Below are 18674 nucleotides of genomic sequence, written 5' to 3' on the forward strand. Positions count from 1 at the left end.
GCCAGTAACTATAACTCGCCGGACCGTTCTACAAAAAGTACGCGGTTCAGCTTGCGCTGTTCCACAGTTTGTAAACACAGGGTTTCAGGTTCTCTTTCACTCCCCTCCCGGGGTCCTTTTCACCTTTCCTTCACAGTACTAATCGCTATCGGTCACTGAGTAGTATTTAGCCTTGGGGGGTGGTCCCCCCGTCTTCCTGCCAGGTTCCACGTGTCTGACAGTACTCTGGATACTGCTTGATCCTTTACGCTTCGTGTAAGGGGCTTTCACCCTCTATGGCGCCTATTTCCATCGGCTTCCACTCACTTACAGATCTTTATGCAGTCCAAACCCCGAAGTGCACGCACCTCGGTTTGGGCTCTTCCGATTTCGCTCGCCACTACTTTCGGAATCACGGTTGTTTTCTCTTCCTCCGCCTACTTAGATGTTTCAGTTCAGCGGGTTCCCTCCGCACAGTTATGTATTGGCTGTACGGTACTAGAGGTCTCCTCTAGTGGGTTTCCCCATTCAGATATCTGCGGATCAACTCGTATTTGCCAATCCCCGCAGCTTTTCGCAGCTTATCACGTCTTTCTTCGGCTCTCAGTGCCTAGGCATTCACCCTATGCTCTTATTGCTTAACCAATTCTCCACTTGATCGCTCAAGTGTCGAGATACTAGCGTGTATCTCTTTTCTGATTGTGAAGAAGATTTCTCTTCTTACTCTCGATTGTTTGTACAAGTTTTACCTTGTACCCTCGGATGTCTTACTCTATTTACTAGAATAATTATTTCTTTCGGATATTCACTTATCAATGTACATCGCAGCTTTCACTGCGAATGGAGATAAAGGGATTCGAACCCTTGACCCCCTGCTTGCAAGGCAGGTGCTCTCCCAACTGAGCTATACCCCCAAAGCTTTCGCTTTTGATTTTCAAAAAAATGTTTGGCACCCACCTATCTTCCCGTGCCGTTACCAGCAAAGTATTTTCGGCCGCTTAAGTCTTAACCGTCGTGTTCGGGATGGGAACGGGTGTTTCCCCTAAACGCATCAGCACCAAACAAAATTTAACATATTTAATTTTTACCTTTCAACCAACGATCGAATAACACACAAACCCCTACTTTATCCTTAGAAAGGAGGTGATCCAGCCGCACCTTCCGATACGGCTACCTTGTTACGACTTCACCCCAGTCATCAGTCCTGCCTTCGGCAGCTCCCTCTCTTGGGACACTGACTTCGGGCATTACCAACTCCCATGGTGTGACGGGCGGTGTGTACAAGACCCGGGAACGTATTCACCGCAGCATGCTGATCTGCGATTACTAGCGATTCCAGCTTCGTGTAGTCGGGTTGCAGACTACAGTCCGAACTGAGACGTTATTTTTGAGATTTGCTTAAGGTCACCCTCTTGCTTCCCTTTGTTTACGCCATTGTAGCACGTGTGTAGCCCAAGTCATAAGGGGCATGATGATTTGACGTCATCCCCGCCTTCCTCCAGGTTATCCCTGGCAGTCTAGTTAGAGTGCCCATCTTACTGCTGGCTACTAACTATAGGGGTTGCGCTCGTTGCGGGACTTAACCCAACATCTCACGACACGAGCTGACGACAACCATGCACCACCTGTCACCATTGCCCCGAAGGGAAAATGCATTACACACTCTGTCAATGGGATCTCAAGACTTGGTAAGGTTCTTCGCGTTGCTTCGAATTAAACCACATGCTCCACCGCTTGTGCGGGTCCCCGTCAATTCCTTTGAGTTTCATTCTTGCGAACGTACTCCCCAGGTGGAATACTTATTGCGTTAGCGACGGCACCGAGAAGCTTTGCTCCCCGACACCTAGTATTCATCGTTTACAGCGTGGACTACCAGGGTATCTAATCCTGTTTGATCCCCACGCTTTCGAGCCTCAACGTCAGTTATTGTCCAGTAAGCCGCCTTCGCCTCCGGTGTTCTTCCTGATATCTACGCATTTCACCGCTACACCAAGAATTCCACTTACCTCTCCAACACTCTAGAACAACAGTTTCCAAAGCAGTCCCCAGGTTGAGCCCGGGGTTTTCACTTCAGACTTGCCATTCCGTCTACGCTCCCTTTACACCCAGTAAATCCGGATAACGCTTGCCCCCTACGTATTACCGCGGCTGCTGGCACGTAGTTAGCCGGGGCTTCTTAGTCAGGTACTGTCATTATCTTCCCTGCTGATAGAGCTTTACATACCGAAATACTTCTTCACTCACGCGGCGTCGCTGCATCAGGGTTTCCCCCATTGTGCAATATTCCCCACTGCTGCCTCCCGTAGGAGTTTGGGCCGTGTCTCAGTCCCAATGTGGCCGGTCATCCTCTCAGATCGGCTACTGATCGTTGCTTTGGTAGGCTTTTACCCTGCCAACTGGCTAATCAGACGCGGGTCCATCTTATGGCGATAAATCTTTTCACACTCTGCCATGCGGCAATGTGTGCTTATGCGGTATTAGCAGTGATTTCTCTCTGTTATCCCCCTCCATAAGGCAGGTTACCCACGTGTTACTCACCCGTCCGCCACTAGATAACGCATCTTCCGGCCGAAGCTTTCCAATACGCATCTCGTTCGACTTGCATGTGTTAGGCACGCCGCCAGCGTTCATCCTGAGCCAGGATCGAACTCTCATAATAAGTTAAGAGATTACTCTCTTTAAGTTCTTTCTCCAGTCAAAACTTAGCTTAGCTTTTGTTTTTCCTTGCTTTACTTTTTTGGTTTATTAAACCGTTCGTGTAAGTTTCGTTTGAAACATTACTGAAAATTCTTTAGAATCTTCAGGGTCTGTGTATTATTCGATCTTTGATTTTCAAGGTACTTGCCATCTCTCGTTTGGAGCGACAGCTTGTGTATCTTAGCACCCGTATTCTTCCTTGTCAACAAGAAAAAGGGATTATTTTTGAAAAAAATCTTGCTTATTTTGATAGCTACAAGATGTTGATTCTGCCTTATCTATATTTAGAGTTTTAATCCGGAATGAAGCAAAATACGGTTTTTCCTTCAGCTCATTCAGGGGTTGCAAATTGCACAGGGCTGATAGCCTTTTCGTACAGCATCTTCCCTGCTGACAATAGCCACCTTATTGGATTCCTTCATTTGTTTTACGCTCCTGCAAGAGGGCTTATGAAACTTGTGTGTATTTTTATTTCCAATATAACTGTACTCTGTAGGATTCGTTACTTTGGTTTCTTCGTTCGTATTGCTTTCGGTATTTTTTTGCGCTTGCGTATTATTCCGGGATGTTGTCTTGTTTTCAAGCTCCACCGACTTTGTCTGCACAACATCATTTACAATCCAAGCCCCGGAAGAGTTAACAAGAGATCCGTCCGGTGTTTTTCCGCCAACTACCAGATAGCCGCTGTCTGTAAAATAATAGCATTCTGCGATGCCGTCGTTATTCCCGTCTATCCAGTACCATCCGCCTTGATACCATGTACTGTTCTCTTCGTTGGTTCCGTACCACCAACCTTGTTCCGCATTGCCTTGCCAACCGGAAGCCTGACTGCAGATAGGAAATAAAAGCACAAAACAGGATAATAAGACAGAAAGCATTTTTTTCATTTTTCTTCCTCCATTTCAACTGATTCACGTTCAAGATTAACTACTGTGATTTTATCGCAATAGTCCTGTACATTGCAACAAGTATTAATTTTTAATATATACTTTGTATACTTTGAATTGCTATTTTTATTAAAAATACTTTTTACTCACAAAATATGTCTTCTACGGTTTATACTGAAATTATGAAGGAATTCTTTTTACCGAAATATATATTTATATATAATAGGAAACATGCAATGCATTTCGTGCAACGTACATAACTTAGGGAAGAAAAAAGGAGTATTTGACATGGAATTTCCAAAAGAGTTTTTTTTGGATGAAGTCAGAGAGGGTTTCTATATTCCTGCCATGATGAAGAGGGCATGGGCGGCGGAGCTGGAAATTTTAGTGGAAATAGATAAGATTTGCGAAAAGCACAAGCTTCGCTATTTTATTGACTACGGAAATCTCTTAGGGGCTATCCGCCACAAGGGCTTCATCCCCTGGGATGATGACATCGACATCATGATGATGCGAAAAGATTATGAAATTTTTGCAGAAGTGGCAGAAGCAGAGCTTCCGGAAGAACTGAGCTTCCGTTCTATACAAAAAGGGAACAACAATTGTGAATTAATCAGTTCCGTACAGCACAATAGGATGCTGATTTCCTCCGATGCGCTTGGAAAATACCATAATTATCTTTATGGCGCAGGCGTGGATATTTTCCCTTATGATTATCTTTCCGACGATGAAGAAAAAGAAAGAAAGAGAATGGAACTTCTGAAATCCTTATGTATCTTGGCATCCTTCCCTTCTCTTGAAGGAGAAAACCGAGCTGTTTTGGAGCGAGAAGCAAGAAAGGTGGAAAAAACATGCCATGTAAAGCTTTTGCAATCTCCCCATTATAGAGAAACACTTCTTTCGCTCTTAGAGGAGTGTTTCCAAAGGTTTAACCAGGATAAGGGGAAAAGAATCGCCTCCTTACTGGATTTCATTCTCTTTCAAAGCCAGGGGAAGGGAATCTTTGAAGAACAGTGGTTTCAAGACGAGTGCTATTTGGATTTTGAATTTCTCTCCCTTCCCGCACCTAAAGAATATAAAAAAATCATTTCGGAAAAATATGATGATTATCAAACCGTAAAAAAAGGCGGTGGAGATCATGATTATCCCGTCTATCGAAAGATGGAAGCAGAGTACACGAAGGGGATTGGCGGAAAGCTTTTTTACCAGTATGCTATAAAGGAAGAGGATTTAAAAAAGAGAATCAATACATCGTCCGCTCCGGAACGGCAGGACAGGTCGGGCATCCGAAAACCGCGTATTTTTTTCCTACCGAGCCTGCATTCCCGTTGGGATGCTATGAGGGGAATATTTGTAGAAGCAAGTAAAGATAAGACGGTGGACTGCTTTGTCTTACCTGTCCCTTACTTCTATAAAGATGGACTCGGCAATTGCTCTCCCGCACAATGGGATTATTCTCTTTTTGAAAATGAGCTGGGTGCGGACAGTCCCTTCCTGCTGGATTTTAGAGGTTTAGATTTAAAGGAGCTTTCCCCGGATGTCATTTTCATGGATGAACCTTACGATGAATATAACTTAAGCTTTATGGTAGAGCCGACATTTTTCAGTAAAAATCTGAAGCAGTGCACAAAGCAACTTATTTATCTGCCCTGGTTTGTCAGTTCTGAGATTGATTTGGAAGATCAGGATGACGGAAAAGCCATTGTGAATGCGGAAAATTACGTGGTGATGCCTGCTTTGGTTCATTGTGATTATACAGTTCTACAATCTCAGGCTATTGCAAAGCTCTATCAAAGCCTCTTAGAGAAAGAATGCGGAAAAGAATACGCGGGGTACTGGGAAGAAAAGCTTCTTCCTTTGGGAAGTGCTTTGTTTGACAAGACGGAGAAGGAAGAACATTATGGTTCTCATGCAATATGGGAACATTTAAAAAGGAGAAAAATATGTACCACTTAGATCCGAATATTCAAAATTTACATCGTATTTTTGATCAAAACGAAAGAAAGGACTACCTCAGACTGGATTTAAACGAAAATCCGGGCGGTCTTCCGGAAGAATTTATTCGGAAAGTTCTGAGTGATATTACGCCGCAGTTTGTTGCCCAATATCCGGAAACCCTGCATTTTACGGAAGTCCTGGCCAAGTATCTGAAAACGGATATTCGTCATCTTTGTCTGGTAAACGGTTCTTCCGAAGGAATCCGTTACATTATCCAGGCCTTCACTTCGAATGGCGGAAGGATTGTCGGCGTTGTGCCTTCTTATTTCATGTTCCAGGTTTATGCGGAAATGTATGGCAGGAATTTCGTTCCCGTCCCTTATACTGAAGACCTGGAAATGCCCGTTTCTCGCATTTTGGAATATCTCACAGAGGAAACCGAGCTTTTAATTCTTTTAAACCCGAATAACCCCATGGGAAATGTTTACACGGAAGAGGAGTTTCAAGAGATTCTCAAAGCCTGCAAGGAGAAAGAGATTACGGTATTGATTGACGAGGCCTATCACTACTTCTATCCGAACACTTTTATACACTATGCCTTAACAGAACGAAGGGTCTTTGTCACCCGTACCTTTTCCAAGTTGTTTTCTCTCGCGGGTTGCAGACTCGGTTATGTAGCCGGACACCCCGAAGATATTCAGTATGTGCAAAAATTCTGTACCCCCCATAACACCAATGCCTTTGCCATGAAATTTGCGGAAGAAATTCTGGAAAATCCCAAGATTCTTTCCGACTTGATTTCTCATTTTGAGGAAGGGCGAGCTTATCTTTTGCAAGCTTTGGAGGAACACCATTATCCTTATAAAGGAGAAGCCGGAAACTTCCTATTTATCAAACCGAGAAGAGACGCAGAAGAAATAGTCAAGAAAATGAAAGAAGACTACGGCATCCTGATCAAAAGCTATCCCGCTATCGGAAAACTCGGGACTTGTCTTCGTGTAACAATCGGCGAAAAGAAATATATGGAGCGCTTTATGAAGGCTCTGTTGGAATTGGATAGTAAGACGCTTTAAACCGGCCAAAGTCTTAAAAAGGAGAAGAAACTTTCATGATCAAAGTGATTACCTATGGCACCTATGATTTATTGCACGAAGGCCATATACGTTTACTGGAAAGGGCAAAGGCTTTGGGAGATTACCTCATTGTAGGGGTGACCTCCGATGACTTTGATCGCAGCAGAGGAAAAATCAACGTAAAGCAATCCCTTACTGAACGAATTGAGGGAATTAAAAAAACGGGCTTAGCGGATGAAATCATCGTAGAAGAATACGAGGGGCAAAAGATTGACGATATTCAGAAATACGGTGTATCTATTTTTACCGTCGGTTCCGATTGGGAAGGCTATTTTGACTACCTGAAAGAATATTGTACCGTGATTTATTTGCCGCGAACCACCGGCATCTCCAGCAGTGAGCTTCGTGCAGAAGACAGAAAGCTGAATTTAGGACTTCTGGGAGGTTTCGAGGAAAATGTTCTGAATAAATATTTTCAGGAAAGCAGTTTTGTAAACGGCATTACCGTCACCACTCTTTTTAATTCCAGTAAGAGTACGGATGTCACCCTGCAGGATTATGACGATTTCTTGGAGGATTGTGACTGTGTCTATATTCTCTCCCATCCCACAAAGCATTATCGGGAGATTAAGCATGCCTTGGAAAGAGGAAAGCATGTGCTCTGTGAATCTCCGATTGCCTTAACGCTCGAAGAAACCAAAGAACTTTTTGCTCTGGCAGAGAAGAAAAACCTGATTCTGATGGAAGCCATCAAAACCGCTTATTCCAATGCCTATAATCGCCTGATTCTTCTGGTAAAAACAGGGAAAATCGGCAAAGTGGTATCCGTTGACGCTACCTGTACCAGCTTGCAGAATTTTAATAATAAGAATTTGGAAACCGCCTGGAACAGTATCTGTGCCTGGGGTCCGACAGCCATGCTTCCCATTTTTCAGTTGTTACAAGGCCCTTATGAAACGCAGATGTACTCTTTATTTGAAAATGAGACGCTGAAATACGACAGCTTCACAAAAATTGACTTTTTCTTTCAAAATGCAACCGCCTCTATCAAGGTGGGGCGCGGCGTAAAGTCCGAAGGGGAACTCATCATCTCCGGTACGGAAGGCTATATCTACGTGCCCGCTCCGTGGTGGAAGACCGATTATTTTGAGCTTCGTTTTGAAGACCCCAATGAAAACCGGAGATACTTCTATCCCTTGGAAGGAGAGGGAATTCGCCTTCAATTACTGGCCTTCTCCAAGGCGATTATGGAAGGTATAAAATCTCCCTATATCCGTACGGAAGTATCCGAAAAAATAAGTTCCGTAATAGAGAGCTTCTACAGCGGACAAAATTTAAGAAAGCTTTCCTTTTAAAGAAAGAGCTATCTTCATTTTGCAACGCTCCTTTGCTTTTAATGTCTTGCTTTTAACGAAACACCTCTACAGAAATCTTCTAAAGCCTCCTGAAAAGTTGTATAGTACAAGCTATACTAACTGAAAAAAGGAGGCTTTTTATGGCGAAGGTTTTTGCATTTTTTGCGGAAGGTACGGAAGAAATTGAGTGTCTCACCGTCGTAGATATTTTACGAAGAGGATCTGTCGATGTGGAGCTTATCTCCATCACGGAAAATAAAACTGTCGTCGGTTCCCATAAAATCACGGTTGTCTGCGATAAAACGATAGAGGAAGCGGATTTTGAAACAGCCGATCTCCTCTTTCTTCCCGGAGGAATGCCGGGTGTTACACATTTGGAGCAAAATCAAAAATTGCTTTCCGCAATAAAAGCGCATAAAGAAAAAGGAAAACTTCTTGCCGCAATCTGCGCGGCGCCGAGTATCTTCGGTCATTTGGGCTTCTTGAACGATCTTCCCTTCACCTGCTTTCCCGGATTCCAGGAGGGCATAGACGGCGTAGACGGTGCAAAATGGACCGGTGCTGCGGTAGAAAGTACGGAACAGTTCATTACCGGACGCGGAATGGGTGTTGCCGTCGATTTTTCTCTTGCACTGCTTGCCCGTCTTAAGGGAAAGGAAGTTGCTGCAAAAATCAAGTCCGGCATTCAGCATCCGGAGACTTTGTAGCAGCTTTCCTTTCCATATATTTATCGAGTTCCAGCTTAATAAGACTGGCCACAGGGGCAGCCAGGAAGATTCCCAGGAATCCTCCCAGGCTGCCTCCTATGATTAAGGAAATCATCACGACAAGCGGATGAACATCAATGTTATGGGAAAGAAGCCTCGGATTGATGACATTTCCGTCCAGTGTCTGAATGATAAAGAGAGCAATTATCGCAGGCGGAAGTTTCGCAAATTCTCCATAGAGGACACAGACTAAAATTGTCAGACTATAGGCAATAAACGGACCGATATACGGAATCAGATTGCCAAACCCCGTGAGCACCCCGATGACCAGAGCATAGCGCACGCCCAAAAGGCTTAAAGTGATGCTGACCAATATCGCCATGATAAATCCGTCAATAATTTGCCCGCGGAGATAGCCGGCAAAAACCCGGTCGGCATCCTTGAAAAAGAGACTCAACTTCTCCACTCTCTCCTTCCCGAAAAGCAAAGAAAATACTCTTCCCCAATAACTTAAAATCTTCCTTCCGTCCGCAAGAAAATAGAGCGAGAAAATAATTCCAAACAGCAAAGTACTCAAGACTCCCCCAAAATTTCCCAAAGAAGAAAGTGCACCGTTTCCCATATTTTGGAAAAAGGATACGACCTTCTGCAGAAAAAGTTGTATGGCTTCCTTGGCATCTTCTTCCCCTATCGGAAGATTATCCAGTCTGCTGTATAGATCGGAATAAAACTTTTCCACCGTTGTCGCAAAGTCAATAATGCCCTGAAATAAGTCATCAAAGCGTACAAGTTGAATGCTTTTGCTTACAGTAGAAAGAAGAAGGGACGCCAAAATGACAATGCCGATAAGCAGCAAAGAGAAACTCAAAAAAATAGAGAGATTGCGGGCCATTGCCTGCTTTTTCGCTAAAAACTTATTTTTCTCCAGTATTCTCTCGAAAAAGCGACAAAGCGGACTCAGTAAATATGCCAGGGCAAATCCGAAAAATAAAGGCGACATGACCTGAGGCAACCAGGAAAACATATTTTGCAGATTTTCTCCCACGCCCGAAAAATGATCTAAAATCTGAATGCCGATATGATACAAAAATGCTGCAAGTAAAATATAAAGAACAAGTAATGCATACTTCCTATTCCATAGATTTTTCCAGTTCATTTCATTTTCCCCTGCTACGATTTCACCGTCTTCGACCCCAAAAAGACAAACTTCCAATTATCTGTTACCATTCTAGCATCAAAAATGAATTTGAAGAAGATAAAACAGATTGGAAATCAAGCTTGCAAGATGGTATATCGGAGCCGATTCCCCTGCAAATAGGTATATGTCTGAAAAACAATGTTGAATTCTTAATTTTTAACTTTCTGAATAGGGTCTATTTTTCTTTTTTATAAGAAAAATGTGGATAAGTCGGTAAAATTTTTCCGGAATCAGAAAAAAATCTTTGACTTATCCACAAGAATTACACTTTTACACATTGCCAAGCTCTTTTTTATCTTCTGTTTTCCTCGATTTTTCGAGAAAGATAAATAAAAAGTTACGCTTTTCTTACTTTGTATTTTTTTGGAACTTATTCTTTGTTTTTTACGCTATTTTTTAATACTTTCTCCCACCGGAAGAGCCATTCCTTGGCATAAAGAGTTATTATTGTCCCACATTGCGCTTAATCAGCTCATTTGAATTTTCCCCAAAAAGCTCTGCAGACGCTCATTTTCCGCCGTGAATACCGCTTCCGAGCTGCCTCGGCAAAGGACTTCTCCCTCTGCCATGAATAGCACTTCATCCGAAATCTCCCTGGCAAAGTTCATTTCATGGGTCACGATCACCATAGCCATGCGTTCGTCCTTTAAAGACCGAATCAGGCGGAGAACCTCTCCGGTAAGCTCCGGGTCAAGTGCCGAGGTCGGCTCATCGAAAAAGAGAATCTTCGGTTCCAGGGCGAGTGCTCTGGCAATCGCTACCCTCTGCTTCTGTCCTCCTGAAAGTGAACAGGGATATTGTCCTTCCTTATCGGAAAGTCCCATCCTCTCCAGTAAAGCTCTCCCCTTCTCTACTGCAAAGGACTTCTCCTTCTTTTGCACATGAATGAGGGGATCGATGATATTTTCCAAAACCGTCCAATGCGGAAAAAGATTAAAGTTTTGGAACACCAAACCGAAAAGCGCTTTAGCCTGCTGCCTGTTTGCTGTATCCCAGCCTATAGAATCTCCCACTTTCCGAAGCGACTCAGGCTGTGCTTCTCTTTGGAAAACCGTCTTTCCGTCATAGATAATTGTTCCGGAATCCGCATTTTCCAAAAAAGTCGCAATGCGAAGCAGGGTGGATTTTCCGGAACCGGACGGTCCGATAATACTGAGCACCTCTCCCTCCTTGCAACTGAGGTCGATGCCTTTTAAGATTTCCTCCCCGGAAAAGCGCTTTTTTATTCCCTTCATTTCCAAAATGGCCATAGTTCTCCTATCCTCTTTCCTGAGCGGTGTTTCCCAAAACACTTGCCAAATCCCGGCTCGCAATGACTTTTTTACTTTCGCAGTTTTTCCTATGACTACCTGTAATAGTCCATTTTTTTCTCGAAGCGTTCCATAAGGAAGGCCACGATAAAGTTAAAGATATAGTACAAGATTCCCGCCATAATGAGAGGCAGCATGGAGCTTTGTGAAGAAGAAATCGCCTTCGCCGTCGTAAACATTTCCATCACCGAAATAGAAAAGGCCAGCGAAGTATCCTTTACGAGCGTAATTACCTCATTCGTGATGGAGGGTAAGATATTTTTCCATACCTGCGGAAAAATAATGCGGAGGAAAGCCTGCGTCTTGCTATAGCCGAGGATTTCGGCCGCCTCCAGCTGCCCCTTGTCCATTGCCTGGATTCCGGAGCGGTAAATCTCCGCAAAATAACCTGCATAGTTTAGAACAAAACCGATATAGACCGCCATCATACGGTAGCCCGGGTGGAGCTGGATTTTGAAAATGTAATAGGGGCCGTAGTACACCACAAAAAGCTGAAGCATAAGCGGTGTTCCGCGCATGATGGAAATATAAACCTTGGTAGCATTTTGTAAAATCGGATTCCGGCTCATTCTGCCGAAAGAAAGGAGAAGCCCGAGCGGAAGAGAAAAGAGAAGCGTAATCAGGAAGATGCTCAGGCTCACGCCGAGTCCTCCTAAAAGTTTAGATAAAATCACATACCACTCCATTTCGCATCCCCCTGTTACCTTATTGTCTCTCTATCGTCTTCCTATATTACCGCGCAAAGTCTGAAACCTCATCTTTTTACTCCAAAACAAAGCTGTCCTTTGAGCCGAACCATTTCTCCGTGATTTTATCTACGGTTCCGTCCGCCTTCATTTCCAAAAGCGTCTTCTTTACTTTTTCTGCAAGCTCCGTATTGCCTTTCTTAAAGCCGATTCCGTACTCCTCAGCGGAAAGGGTGTCCTTTAACAAGACAAAAGGCTTATTCGCCGTTTTAATCTGATACTCCGCCACTACGGAATCCATGCAAATGGCATCGCAGGCGCCGGTTTCCAAATCCATCATGGCGCTTTGGTAGTCTCCCACCTCTACTAAAGAGGAAAAGCTGTCCTTCAAGCTCTTATTTTCCTCACGGCTTAAAGCCTCTAAACCCGAAGAATCCTTCTGCACCTCAACCGTTTTTCCGGCCAAGTCGGAAAGGGTGCTGATATTGCTGTCCGCTTTTACCACAAAGACCTGCTTGTTTGCCATGTAAGGACCGACAAAAGTATAGTTCTCTTCTCTGCCGTTCATGCTGAAGCCGTTCCAGATGCAGTCAATATTTCCGGAGTTCAGCTCCAGATCCTTTCCGTCCCAGTTAATCGGTTTCGCCACAAACTTTAGGTTCAGGCGCTTCGCCACCTCCTCCGCAAGCTCCAAGTCATAGCCGGTGTAACTTCCGTCCTCCGCCACAAATCCCATGGGCGGAAACTCCTGGTCGAAACCTACCGTAAAACTGCTCGCCTGTTCCGCCTTTTTTCCGCCGCAGGCGGTCAGGGCCAAAGTCGTTAAAGCCAAGACTCCCAGTGTCAAAACGCGCGTCCATTTTCCTTTTCCACTCACTTTTCCCCACATAGCCATTCTACTCCTCCCTTAAATACTGTTTTGCCGCTTTGTTTCCTTCCAACATGAATTTGATTTTCTATTTTTTCTGTTTAGTGTGATAACACATTAGCACGCTAAAGTATTATTGTCAAGAAAAAACTTTCGGGATTTCGCTTGCAATTCATTCACAAGCGAAATCCCAAAAGTTCTCTTTTCTACTCTTCTACTCGTATTTTTATCCTCAAATTTTATTACAGTGAAACATGATAACGAAGCTCTATCTCTATCGCCTGAAGAATTGTTTGATACAAAATATTCTTCTTCAAGGCTTCCCGACACCGTTCTATCGCCTCTTCCTCTTCCAAAAAGCTATAGAAATACAGGTCTATGGTAATTTTAGAGATTCTAGGGGTTTCTTCATATCCCTTTACCCCTAAGTAGGATAGAGGGTGGTCTAAAACCACCCTCGCCTTTGCTTCCACATCCTCCAGAGGATTTCCTTCCTTCTTCATAAAACTGCAAATGCCATGAAGAATTCCGGAGAGCAAGCCTGCGCAGAAAAGATTCACGGAGGTATCGGTATCTTTTTTGCTGTCAAATTCCATTTCTTTAGAAGAATCTATACAATGGTTTTGCATATAGACCTGAACACGACCATCCTGCCTTACAATCCCTCTATAGCGTAAGTCTTGATGGTGCATTTCATATTCATGGCTCTCCACAAGCTTCCTCCTAATATTTTTTCCGTAAAAATTCCTGAGCCCTTTGTAACTCTTTGAGTTTCGCCTCAATACAGGGAAATTCATTGACAGGACGATTGGCAAATGTAGCAAAGCCGCAGTCCGGATTCAACCATACTCTTTCCTTGGGCAAATATTGCAAAGCCTCTTCTGCCCGTTGTACTATGCTTTCCCCGGATTCTACCAAATCAATTCTCGGATTTATTACACCTAATCCCAAAATACAATTCTCCCGAATCGATTCATTTTCCAAAAGAGAGGATAAGTCTCCCGCTCTCTTGGTGGAGTATTCCAGAGCCAAAACCGAAGGAAGTACCTTGGCAAACAGAGGTACGAGCGGCGTGTAGGATCCGCTTAAAAGGATTCCCTCGTTCTTACTCCAGTTGCCCCTGCAAACATGAAGAACGCTACAAAGCTCCTTTTCCTTCATAAAATCCACCACTTCCTTCAATAAAGAAGTGGCAAACTCCAACTCCTCTGTAGGGTCTTTCTTCTCCGACAAGGCGGCACACATAAAGGATCTGGTTTTTCCCTTGCTAAAGACTACCTCCGTAAGCACCGGCTCATCCAACTGAATGACCGATACGCCCATTTGCCTAAGCTCTTCAATCTCTTCTTTTAAAAGAGCCACTACATCTTTTCCCAGCTCTTCTTTGCTGTCATAAGCCTTGGAAGAAAGAGCCGGAAGCCACATGGAACGGGTCATCAGGTAAGGGCCGGGAAGAGTCGCCTTAATCTCCTTATCGGAAAACTGTCGGATTCTAAGGATTTCTTCCTTTAAAAGGCTTTCCTTCCTTTTGATTTTCCCGGTGCAAATGGCATTTTTGATACTGACTGCAGGTACATCCAGGGTATCCAGAATTTCTTCAAAGCCCTGCTTATCTTCCATGTAGGGTAGCATATCCGCCATGCTCATCATGGTGGCACCTTCCAACTTTTCCGCAACAAAGGAAACGTAATTGTCCCGGCTTAACTCTCCTCCGGTAAGAATATCTATTCCATTTCTTTCCTGTAAACGAATTACTTCTTCCGTTTCTCTAAGAAGCATGGGCTCATAGTCCTCCCGGGAAAGCTGTCCGTTTTGCAGGCGACGCTTTCCCGAAAGCAATTCCTTCGTTCTTGGCATACTCCCTATAAGGGAGCTGGTAAAGGGGAGAAAATGCTTACTCATGCATTCTCCTTCTCAAAAAATGCAGGTACTCATTGGCCTTCTTAATCTGCTCAAAATTCTTGGTTCTTCCCGGTACCCAAGCCTTCAGCCCTTCCATGTCCATCATTTCCTTATGGGCGGGATTCTTATAATCCATCTTATGCAGTACCTCTGTAAAATGAGCAAAGGCTTCCTTGGAAAAATCCGCTCTTCCGGTAAAAATGCAATGGTCAAAGAAATCTGTCTCGGACAAAATCTGCACCTGCGCTTCATCCAAGGTTCCGTCTAAAATCCAAGCCTTGTAGTTTAAATCCAGCATCCAGCTTCCGTCTACTTCACCGGAAAGCATGGCCTTTGCAGCATCCAACTCTCCTCCTACATGATCTCCGTGGAGGCCAAGTCCGATATCAAAGCGTTTTTCCGTATAGTCCTTTTCAAACTCTAACCCATTCTTATGTAAATGATATATGGGAATTAAACGCGCCTGAGGAGAATCATAGGCTCCGAAGCCAATGGTCTTTCCCTTGATATCCGAAATAGTCTGATATCCCTTGTCCTTTCTTACCACAAGATAACTCTTGCGATCCTGATCCGTATCACGCATGGAGCCGTTTAAGCATTCTCCCTTAGTCCGTAAATAACTGTCCAGCCAGGCCAGAGGAGAGTTCCAGGCAATATCGATTTCCCCGCTCATCAGTCCGTCCACCTGACTCTTATAATCCTTATAAAAAACCGGCTCAATCGGGCAATTTTCCTTCTCGAAAAACTCCTGAATGATTCCCCAAATAACGGTTACCTTGGGCGCATAAATGACTGCCCCTAACTTTATCTTTTCCATTTTATCCTCTTTTCTTTATATCATCCCGCAAACAAGATGTCTCAGGCTTCGCCTGCGCCACTTGTTATGAATAATCAAAGAAAGGAAGAGACAATTCCTCTCCCCCTTTCTTCATCCTTAAAGCTTATACCAAGGGCAAGCCTGTAATGGCTTTTCCGAGCCAAACGGTAAGTACGTCTGCACTGGGCGCCATAATCTGTCCTGCATAAGCATCTCTTAGGAGTCTTTCCATGCAGCCGGCCTTGTTGTAAGCCTTTCCGCCTCCGACTCTCATGCCCAGTCTTCCGGCTTCAATAACCATTTCGCAGGCAATGATACGAGCGGACAAAATCTTTGCCAAAGCATCCTCTTCTCCTGCTGCAGCACTTCTGGTCGCTTCCTTTGCCGCGCAAACGGAGGAATTTACCAGATTGTACATCTTTGCCAGATGAATCTGAACAGTTTCGATTTCTGCCAGGGAAGTTCCAGAAGTGTATTTTCTTTCTTTTGCATGCGCAACGGTTTCCTCTAACATGTGCTCACCAAGTCCGGAATATACTCCTGCAAGTCCTGCAATAAAGTAAGGTGCTACAACATTAAACACATGCTCCTGTCCGGCACCCTCCTCGCCGATTCTATTGCTTACGGAAATAGCCGCCTTGTTTAAGTGCATCTGGCAAGAAGAATTTCCTCTCATGCCAAGACCATGCCAGGTATTCTGTTCAAACTTTAAGCCCGAAGTCTCCAGCGGAACTAACCAGTTATCAATAGCTCCTTCCACATCAGATGGCGCTAAAACCAGATAATAGGAAGCCTGTTCTGCGGAGGTAACCATGCTTTTTACACCGCTCAGGAGTTTCTTGTCTCCATCATTTTCCGCCTTCAGATCGGAAATATAGAAATGGGTTCCTGTTCCCAGCTCACTGTATGCCAGAGCCAGAAGCTTTCTCTCTTCCACCACTTCTTTGACAATTCTCTTCTTCATCTCTTCACTTCCTCGAGACAAAACCACTGTCAAAGCCACATTATGCATCATATAGCATAGTCCTGTTGTCGCATCACTTTTGGCAAAAGCTCGACAAACCTCTACATGCTCTTGAATTCCTAAACCTAAGCCTCCCTGCTCCTTAGGAATGAGCAGAGTTAAAAAATCCGATTTTTTAATCTCCGCAAACGCTTCTACAGGAAATACTCCTTCTTCATCTACCTTTTTGCTACAGGGATCAATGAATTTCTCTGCAAAATTTCTAGCCTCACAATAAATTGACATCATCCTACCTCCATTTTGATATTAGTTATCTTTATTGATTATAACTCCGGCCTTTTTCCCTGTATATTTGCTTATTCTTATAGATCGTAATATCTATTTGGATTTTCTATCTGTAAAATAATTTATTCCTTTCAATAATTTTCCCTAATGGATCAAGTGACTGACCATACATATTTTCCCTTTAACGAACCTCTACCTGACAAGAGCGCAGGGTTTCCAGCGCCGCCAAATGCTTCTCTTTTGTCACACCCGCGCAGCAGCTACTGTCCACGGAAATAGGAAGCTCCGGAAGAAATGCCTTCAGCAAAAGGGCATTCGATACCACGCAAATATCCGTGCATAAGCCGACAAGTTCTATAGAAGCCCCCTCTATATTATCCTGCTGCCTGAAAAGTTCGCGCATAGATTCTGCTAAGCGAAGGCTTCCGAAGCTCCCTTTTTCAAAGAAATGATCCAGAAGAATAAGATCTTTAAGCATAGGATGCAGTCCCCAGCCTTCTGTCCCTTTGATACAGTGAGGCACAGGCAGCCTTTTTCCCTCCTGCGTGGATAAGTAGTCCTCTCCGTGCGTGTCCAGCGTGGCATAGACCCTGTCCTTCGGATAGGAAAGAATCTTCTCTTTAACTTTTTCTACAATCCCCTGTGCCTCTTCCGTACCGAGAGAACCGTCAATAAAGTCCTTTTGCATATCTACCACAATCAGATAGCGCCGACTTTCCTCCTGCTTCTCATTATTATTTTGATAGTTTTCCATTTGAATGCCCCTCCTCCGCTGTGCTTTTCCATTATGCTATTTCAGTGCGCTTTACTTTTTCTATATTACTCCACTTTTATTTTTTCAAAAAGTCCCTCACAGCCCTCTAGAATATCTTCATAGCAGGCTTGGAATTCACCGCTGTACCAGGGGTCGGCAATAGGATGCGGTCTATCCGTGTAATCCCCAAGAAGAGAAACTTTTCCTTCCGAATCCCCTCCGAAAATGCGTTTCATGTTCTCCCGATTCCGCTCATCCATTCCGATAAAATAATCGTATTTTTCGTAGTCTTCTTTTTGTAATTGGCAGGCTCTTTTTCTACTACAGTCTATTCCAAGTCTTTCCAGAATCTCCCGAACCGGAGGATAGACGGGATTACCCTGCCCGCGATAGATTTCTTCCGTGGAAGTCGCTTTGGAGACTACGAGAAAATCTTCGGTTCTTCCGTTTTCCTCCAAGATTTTTTTAAAGATAAATTCTGCCATGGGACTGCGGCAGATATTACCGTGGCAGACGAAACAGATTTTTAACATAGTGTTTTTCCTCCTAAAATGCCGTGGATTGCCGTGTTTTGCAAGGTTTTCTGCGGTTTCTCATAACCCACATTATTTTGAAATATTAGAGAAATAGGGCAAAATAAGGCAAATTAGTGCAAAGTGTAACTTTTAAAAGTAGTCAGTCGGTAGTTAATTTAGGGGGTGCAGACTACTCCTATTTTGACTCGTATAAATTCTTTAATAAAATAGTGTACATCAAATCCACTTCGAAATAGCTAAGACCCGATAAGATGGTTCTTTCCGTTATTTCATTATTGTTGACGATATAGATTTGCGGCTCATTGTACTTTTACATCTATACTTCATCTCCAATTATTTGTAAATATTATTCACGCTCTTTTATATCTTTATGTTTTAATCTAAGTAAATACAACATTGCATATGCACGATTATATAAATACTCTATAAACTGCGAATCATTCAATGCCTCCCTTTTTTCCTTAGCACCATTCAGATAATCATTATGCCTGACATCAAAATATTCATTGGAAAATTTCATTAGCTCATCTAATTCCTTTTTTACAACAGCATAAACTTTTCCATCCATATTATCGTTTACACTCAACGACAGCGTTCTATACTGTTCATTTCTGCTATCACCTTGAGTAGATATAAGATATTGAAGTGCATCTATAATAAAATCTAGCGCACTTTTCTTTTCCATCAAATCTTTACTACTAATCATATCCTCCGAAAA

16 protein-coding genes, 1 tRNA gene and 3 rRNA genes are annotated in these 18674 nt (G+C 43.5%); 4 read left to right on the plus strand and 16 right to left on the minus strand.

Annotated elements, in window-relative coordinates:
* The 5 genes from HMPREF9124_RS00005 to HMPREF9124_RS00025 form a co-directional block, all read right to left on the minus strand.
* Positions 1 to 624: ribosomal RNA gene (locus HMPREF9124_RS00005) — 23S ribosomal RNA — on the minus strand; the annotation flags it as partial.
* 196 nt (positions 625 to 820) lie between these two features.
* Positions 821 to 893 (minus strand) — tRNA-Ala (locus HMPREF9124_RS00010).
* Positions 894 to 923: 30 nt separating this feature from the next.
* Positions 924 to 1041: ribosomal RNA gene (gene rrf / locus HMPREF9124_RS00015) — 5S ribosomal RNA — on the minus strand.
* Between the two features lie 74 nt (positions 1042 to 1115).
* A 16S ribosomal RNA gene (locus HMPREF9124_RS00020) occupies positions 1116 to 2638 on the minus strand.
* Between the two features lie 373 nt (positions 2639 to 3011).
* A complete protein-coding gene (locus HMPREF9124_RS00025; RefSeq protein WP_009428642.1) occupies positions 3012 to 3563 on the minus strand; it encodes an Ada metal-binding domain-containing protein in 552 nt (183 codons plus the stop codon).
* Positions 3564 to 3851: 288 nt separating this feature from the next.
* Here HMPREF9124_RS00025 and HMPREF9124_RS00030 point away from each other — a divergent pair, with 288 nt between their 5' ends.
* From HMPREF9124_RS00030 to HMPREF9124_RS00045, 4 genes are all read left to right on the plus strand, one after another.
* Positions 3852 to 5519, plus strand: coding sequence for a LicD family protein (locus HMPREF9124_RS00030; RefSeq protein WP_009427979.1), 1668 nt, complete (start codon positions 3852 to 3854; stop codon positions 5517 to 5519).
* On the plus strand, positions 5507 to 6574 hold the full coding sequence (locus tag HMPREF9124_RS00035; protein ID WP_009429472.1) for a pyridoxal phosphate-dependent aminotransferase: 1068 nt from the start codon (positions 5507 to 5509) through the stop codon (positions 6572 to 6574). Before HMPREF9124_RS00030 ends, HMPREF9124_RS00035 begins: the two co-directional genes overlap by 13 nt.
* A 35-nt stretch (positions 6575 to 6609) precedes the next feature.
* Positions 6610 to 7929 carry a Gfo/Idh/MocA family oxidoreductase gene (locus HMPREF9124_RS00040; RefSeq protein ID WP_009429095.1) on the plus strand — a complete coding sequence of 440 codons (1320 nt, stop codon included), beginning with the start codon at positions 6610 to 6612 and terminating at the stop codon, positions 7927 to 7929.
* Positions 7930 to 8069: 140 nt separating this feature from the next.
* Entirely contained in the window at positions 8070 to 8636 is a 567-nt protein-coding gene (locus HMPREF9124_RS00045; protein WP_009427789.1) for a DJ-1 family glyoxalase III, read from the plus strand.
* Here the strand turns inward: HMPREF9124_RS00045 and HMPREF9124_RS00050 are convergent.
* The 11 genes from HMPREF9124_RS00050 to HMPREF9124_RS12060 all read right to left on the minus strand — a co-directional run bounded on the left by HMPREF9124_RS00050 (position 8602) and on the right by HMPREF9124_RS12060 (position 18662).
* On the minus strand, positions 8602 to 9792 hold the full coding sequence (locus HMPREF9124_RS00050; RefSeq protein ID WP_036597462.1) for an AI-2E family transporter: 1191 nt from the start codon (positions 9790 to 9792) through the stop codon (positions 8602 to 8604). The genes HMPREF9124_RS00045 and HMPREF9124_RS00050 overlap by 35 nt on opposite strands.
* 509 nt (positions 9793 to 10301) lie before the next feature.
* Positions 10302 to 11084 (minus strand): amino acid ABC transporter ATP-binding protein, encoded by a 783-nt coding sequence (locus HMPREF9124_RS00055; protein ID WP_009428575.1) that lies wholly within the window; start codon positions 11082 to 11084, stop codon positions 10302 to 10304.
* 95 nt (positions 11085 to 11179) lie between these two features.
* The gene (locus HMPREF9124_RS00060) at positions 11180 to 11830 is read right to left on the minus strand and encodes an amino acid ABC transporter permease (protein ID WP_009428033.1); all 651 of its coding nucleotides are present in this window, start codon (positions 11828 to 11830) and stop codon (positions 11180 to 11182) included.
* 76 nt (positions 11831 to 11906) lie between these two features.
* Positions 11907 to 12725, minus strand: a complete 819-nt coding sequence (locus HMPREF9124_RS00065) for an amino acid ABC transporter substrate-binding protein (RefSeq protein ID WP_036597466.1) — start codon at positions 12723 to 12725, stop codon at positions 11907 to 11909.
* Positions 12726 to 12940: 215 nt separating this feature from the next.
* A complete protein-coding gene (locus HMPREF9124_RS00070) occupies positions 12941 to 13411 on the minus strand; it encodes a hypothetical protein (RefSeq protein ID WP_009428484.1) in 471 nt (156 codons plus the stop codon).
* Between the two features lie 10 nt (positions 13412 to 13421).
* Positions 13422 to 14600 (minus strand): cobalamin-independent methionine synthase II family protein, encoded by a 1179-nt coding sequence (locus HMPREF9124_RS00075; protein ID WP_009427812.1) that lies wholly within the window; start codon positions 14598 to 14600, stop codon positions 13422 to 13424.
* Positions 14593 to 15417, minus strand: a complete 825-nt coding sequence (locus tag HMPREF9124_RS00080; protein ID WP_009427664.1) for a phosphate/phosphite/phosphonate ABC transporter substrate-binding protein — start codon at positions 15415 to 15417, stop codon at positions 14593 to 14595. The genes HMPREF9124_RS00075 and HMPREF9124_RS00080 overlap by 8 nt, the downstream gene beginning before the upstream one ends.
* A 124-nt stretch (positions 15418 to 15541) precedes the next feature.
* Positions 15542 to 16669 carry an acyl-CoA dehydrogenase family protein gene (locus HMPREF9124_RS00085; protein ID WP_009429657.1) on the minus strand — a complete coding sequence of 376 codons (1128 nt, stop codon included), beginning with the start codon at positions 16667 to 16669 and terminating at the stop codon, positions 15542 to 15544.
* Between the two features lie 178 nt (positions 16670 to 16847).
* Positions 16848 to 17420, minus strand: coding sequence for a cysteine hydrolase family protein (locus tag HMPREF9124_RS00090; RefSeq protein ID WP_009429341.1), 573 nt, complete (start codon positions 17418 to 17420; stop codon positions 16848 to 16850).
* A 65-nt stretch (positions 17421 to 17485) separates the two neighbouring features.
* Positions 17486 to 17953 (minus strand): low molecular weight protein-tyrosine-phosphatase, encoded by a 468-nt coding sequence (locus HMPREF9124_RS00095; RefSeq protein ID WP_009428323.1) that lies wholly within the window; start codon positions 17951 to 17953, stop codon positions 17486 to 17488.
* 349 nt (positions 17954 to 18302) lie between these two features.
* Positions 18303 to 18662, minus strand: a complete 360-nt coding sequence (locus HMPREF9124_RS12060; RefSeq protein WP_242821529.1) for a hypothetical protein — start codon at positions 18660 to 18662, stop codon at positions 18303 to 18305.
* Between the last annotated feature and the right edge of the window lie 12 nt (positions 18663 to 18674).

The sequence above is a fragment of the Oribacterium sp. oral taxon 108 str. F0425 genome, assembly GCF_000214455.1.
GTDB lineage: Bacteria > Bacillota > Clostridia > Lachnospirales > Lachnospiraceae > Oribacterium > Oribacterium asaccharolyticum.

Coding starts and splice junctions, on each gene's coding strand:
- HMPREF9124_RS00050 (WP_036597462.1), bottom strand. CDS start 9,792: ATGAACTGGAAAAATCTATGGAATAGGAAGTATGCATTACTTGTTCTT.
- HMPREF9124_RS00045 (WP_009427789.1), top strand. CDS start 8,070: ATGGCGAAGGTTTTTGCATTTTTTGCGGAAGGTACGGAAGAAATTGAG.
- HMPREF9124_RS12060 (WP_242821529.1), bottom strand. CDS start 18,662: ATGATTAGTAGTAAAGATTTGATGGAAAAGAAAAGTGCGCTAGATTTT.
- HMPREF9124_RS00090 (WP_009429341.1), bottom strand. CDS start 17,420: ATGGAAAACTATCAAAATAATAATGAGAAGCAGGAGGAAAGTCGGCGC.
- HMPREF9124_RS00085 (WP_009429657.1), bottom strand. CDS start 16,669: ATGATGTCAATTTATTGTGAGGCTAGAAATTTTGCAGAGAAATTCATT.
- HMPREF9124_RS00035 (WP_009429472.1), top strand. CDS start 5,507: ATGTACCACTTAGATCCGAATATTCAAAATTTACATCGTATTTTTGAT.
- HMPREF9124_RS00060 (WP_009428033.1), bottom strand. CDS start 11,830: ATGGAGTGGTATGTGATTTTATCTAAACTTTTAGGAGGACTCGGCGTG.
- HMPREF9124_RS00025 (WP_009428642.1), bottom strand. CDS start 3,563: ATGAAAAAAATGCTTTCTGTCTTATTATCCTGTTTTGTGCTTTTATTT.
- HMPREF9124_RS00065 (WP_036597466.1), bottom strand. CDS start 12,725: ATGGCTATGTGGGGAAAAGTGAGTGGAAAAGGAAAATGGACGCGCGTT.
- HMPREF9124_RS00040 (WP_009429095.1), top strand. CDS start 6,610: ATGATCAAAGTGATTACCTATGGCACCTATGATTTATTGCACGAAGGC.
- HMPREF9124_RS00055 (WP_009428575.1), bottom strand. CDS start 11,084: ATGGCCATTTTGGAAATGAAGGGAATAAAAAAGCGCTTTTCCGGGGAG.
- HMPREF9124_RS00030 (WP_009427979.1), top strand. CDS start 3,852: ATGGAATTTCCAAAAGAGTTTTTTTTGGATGAAGTCAGAGAGGGTTTC.
- HMPREF9124_RS00075 (WP_009427812.1), bottom strand. CDS start 14,600: ATGAGTAAGCATTTTCTCCCCTTTACCAGCTCCCTTATAGGGAGTATG.
- HMPREF9124_RS00080 (WP_009427664.1), bottom strand. CDS start 15,417: ATGGAAAAGATAAAGTTAGGGGCAGTCATTTATGCGCCCAAGGTAACC.
- HMPREF9124_RS00095 (WP_009428323.1), bottom strand. CDS start 17,953: ATGTTAAAAATCTGTTTCGTCTGCCACGGTAATATCTGCCGCAGTCCC.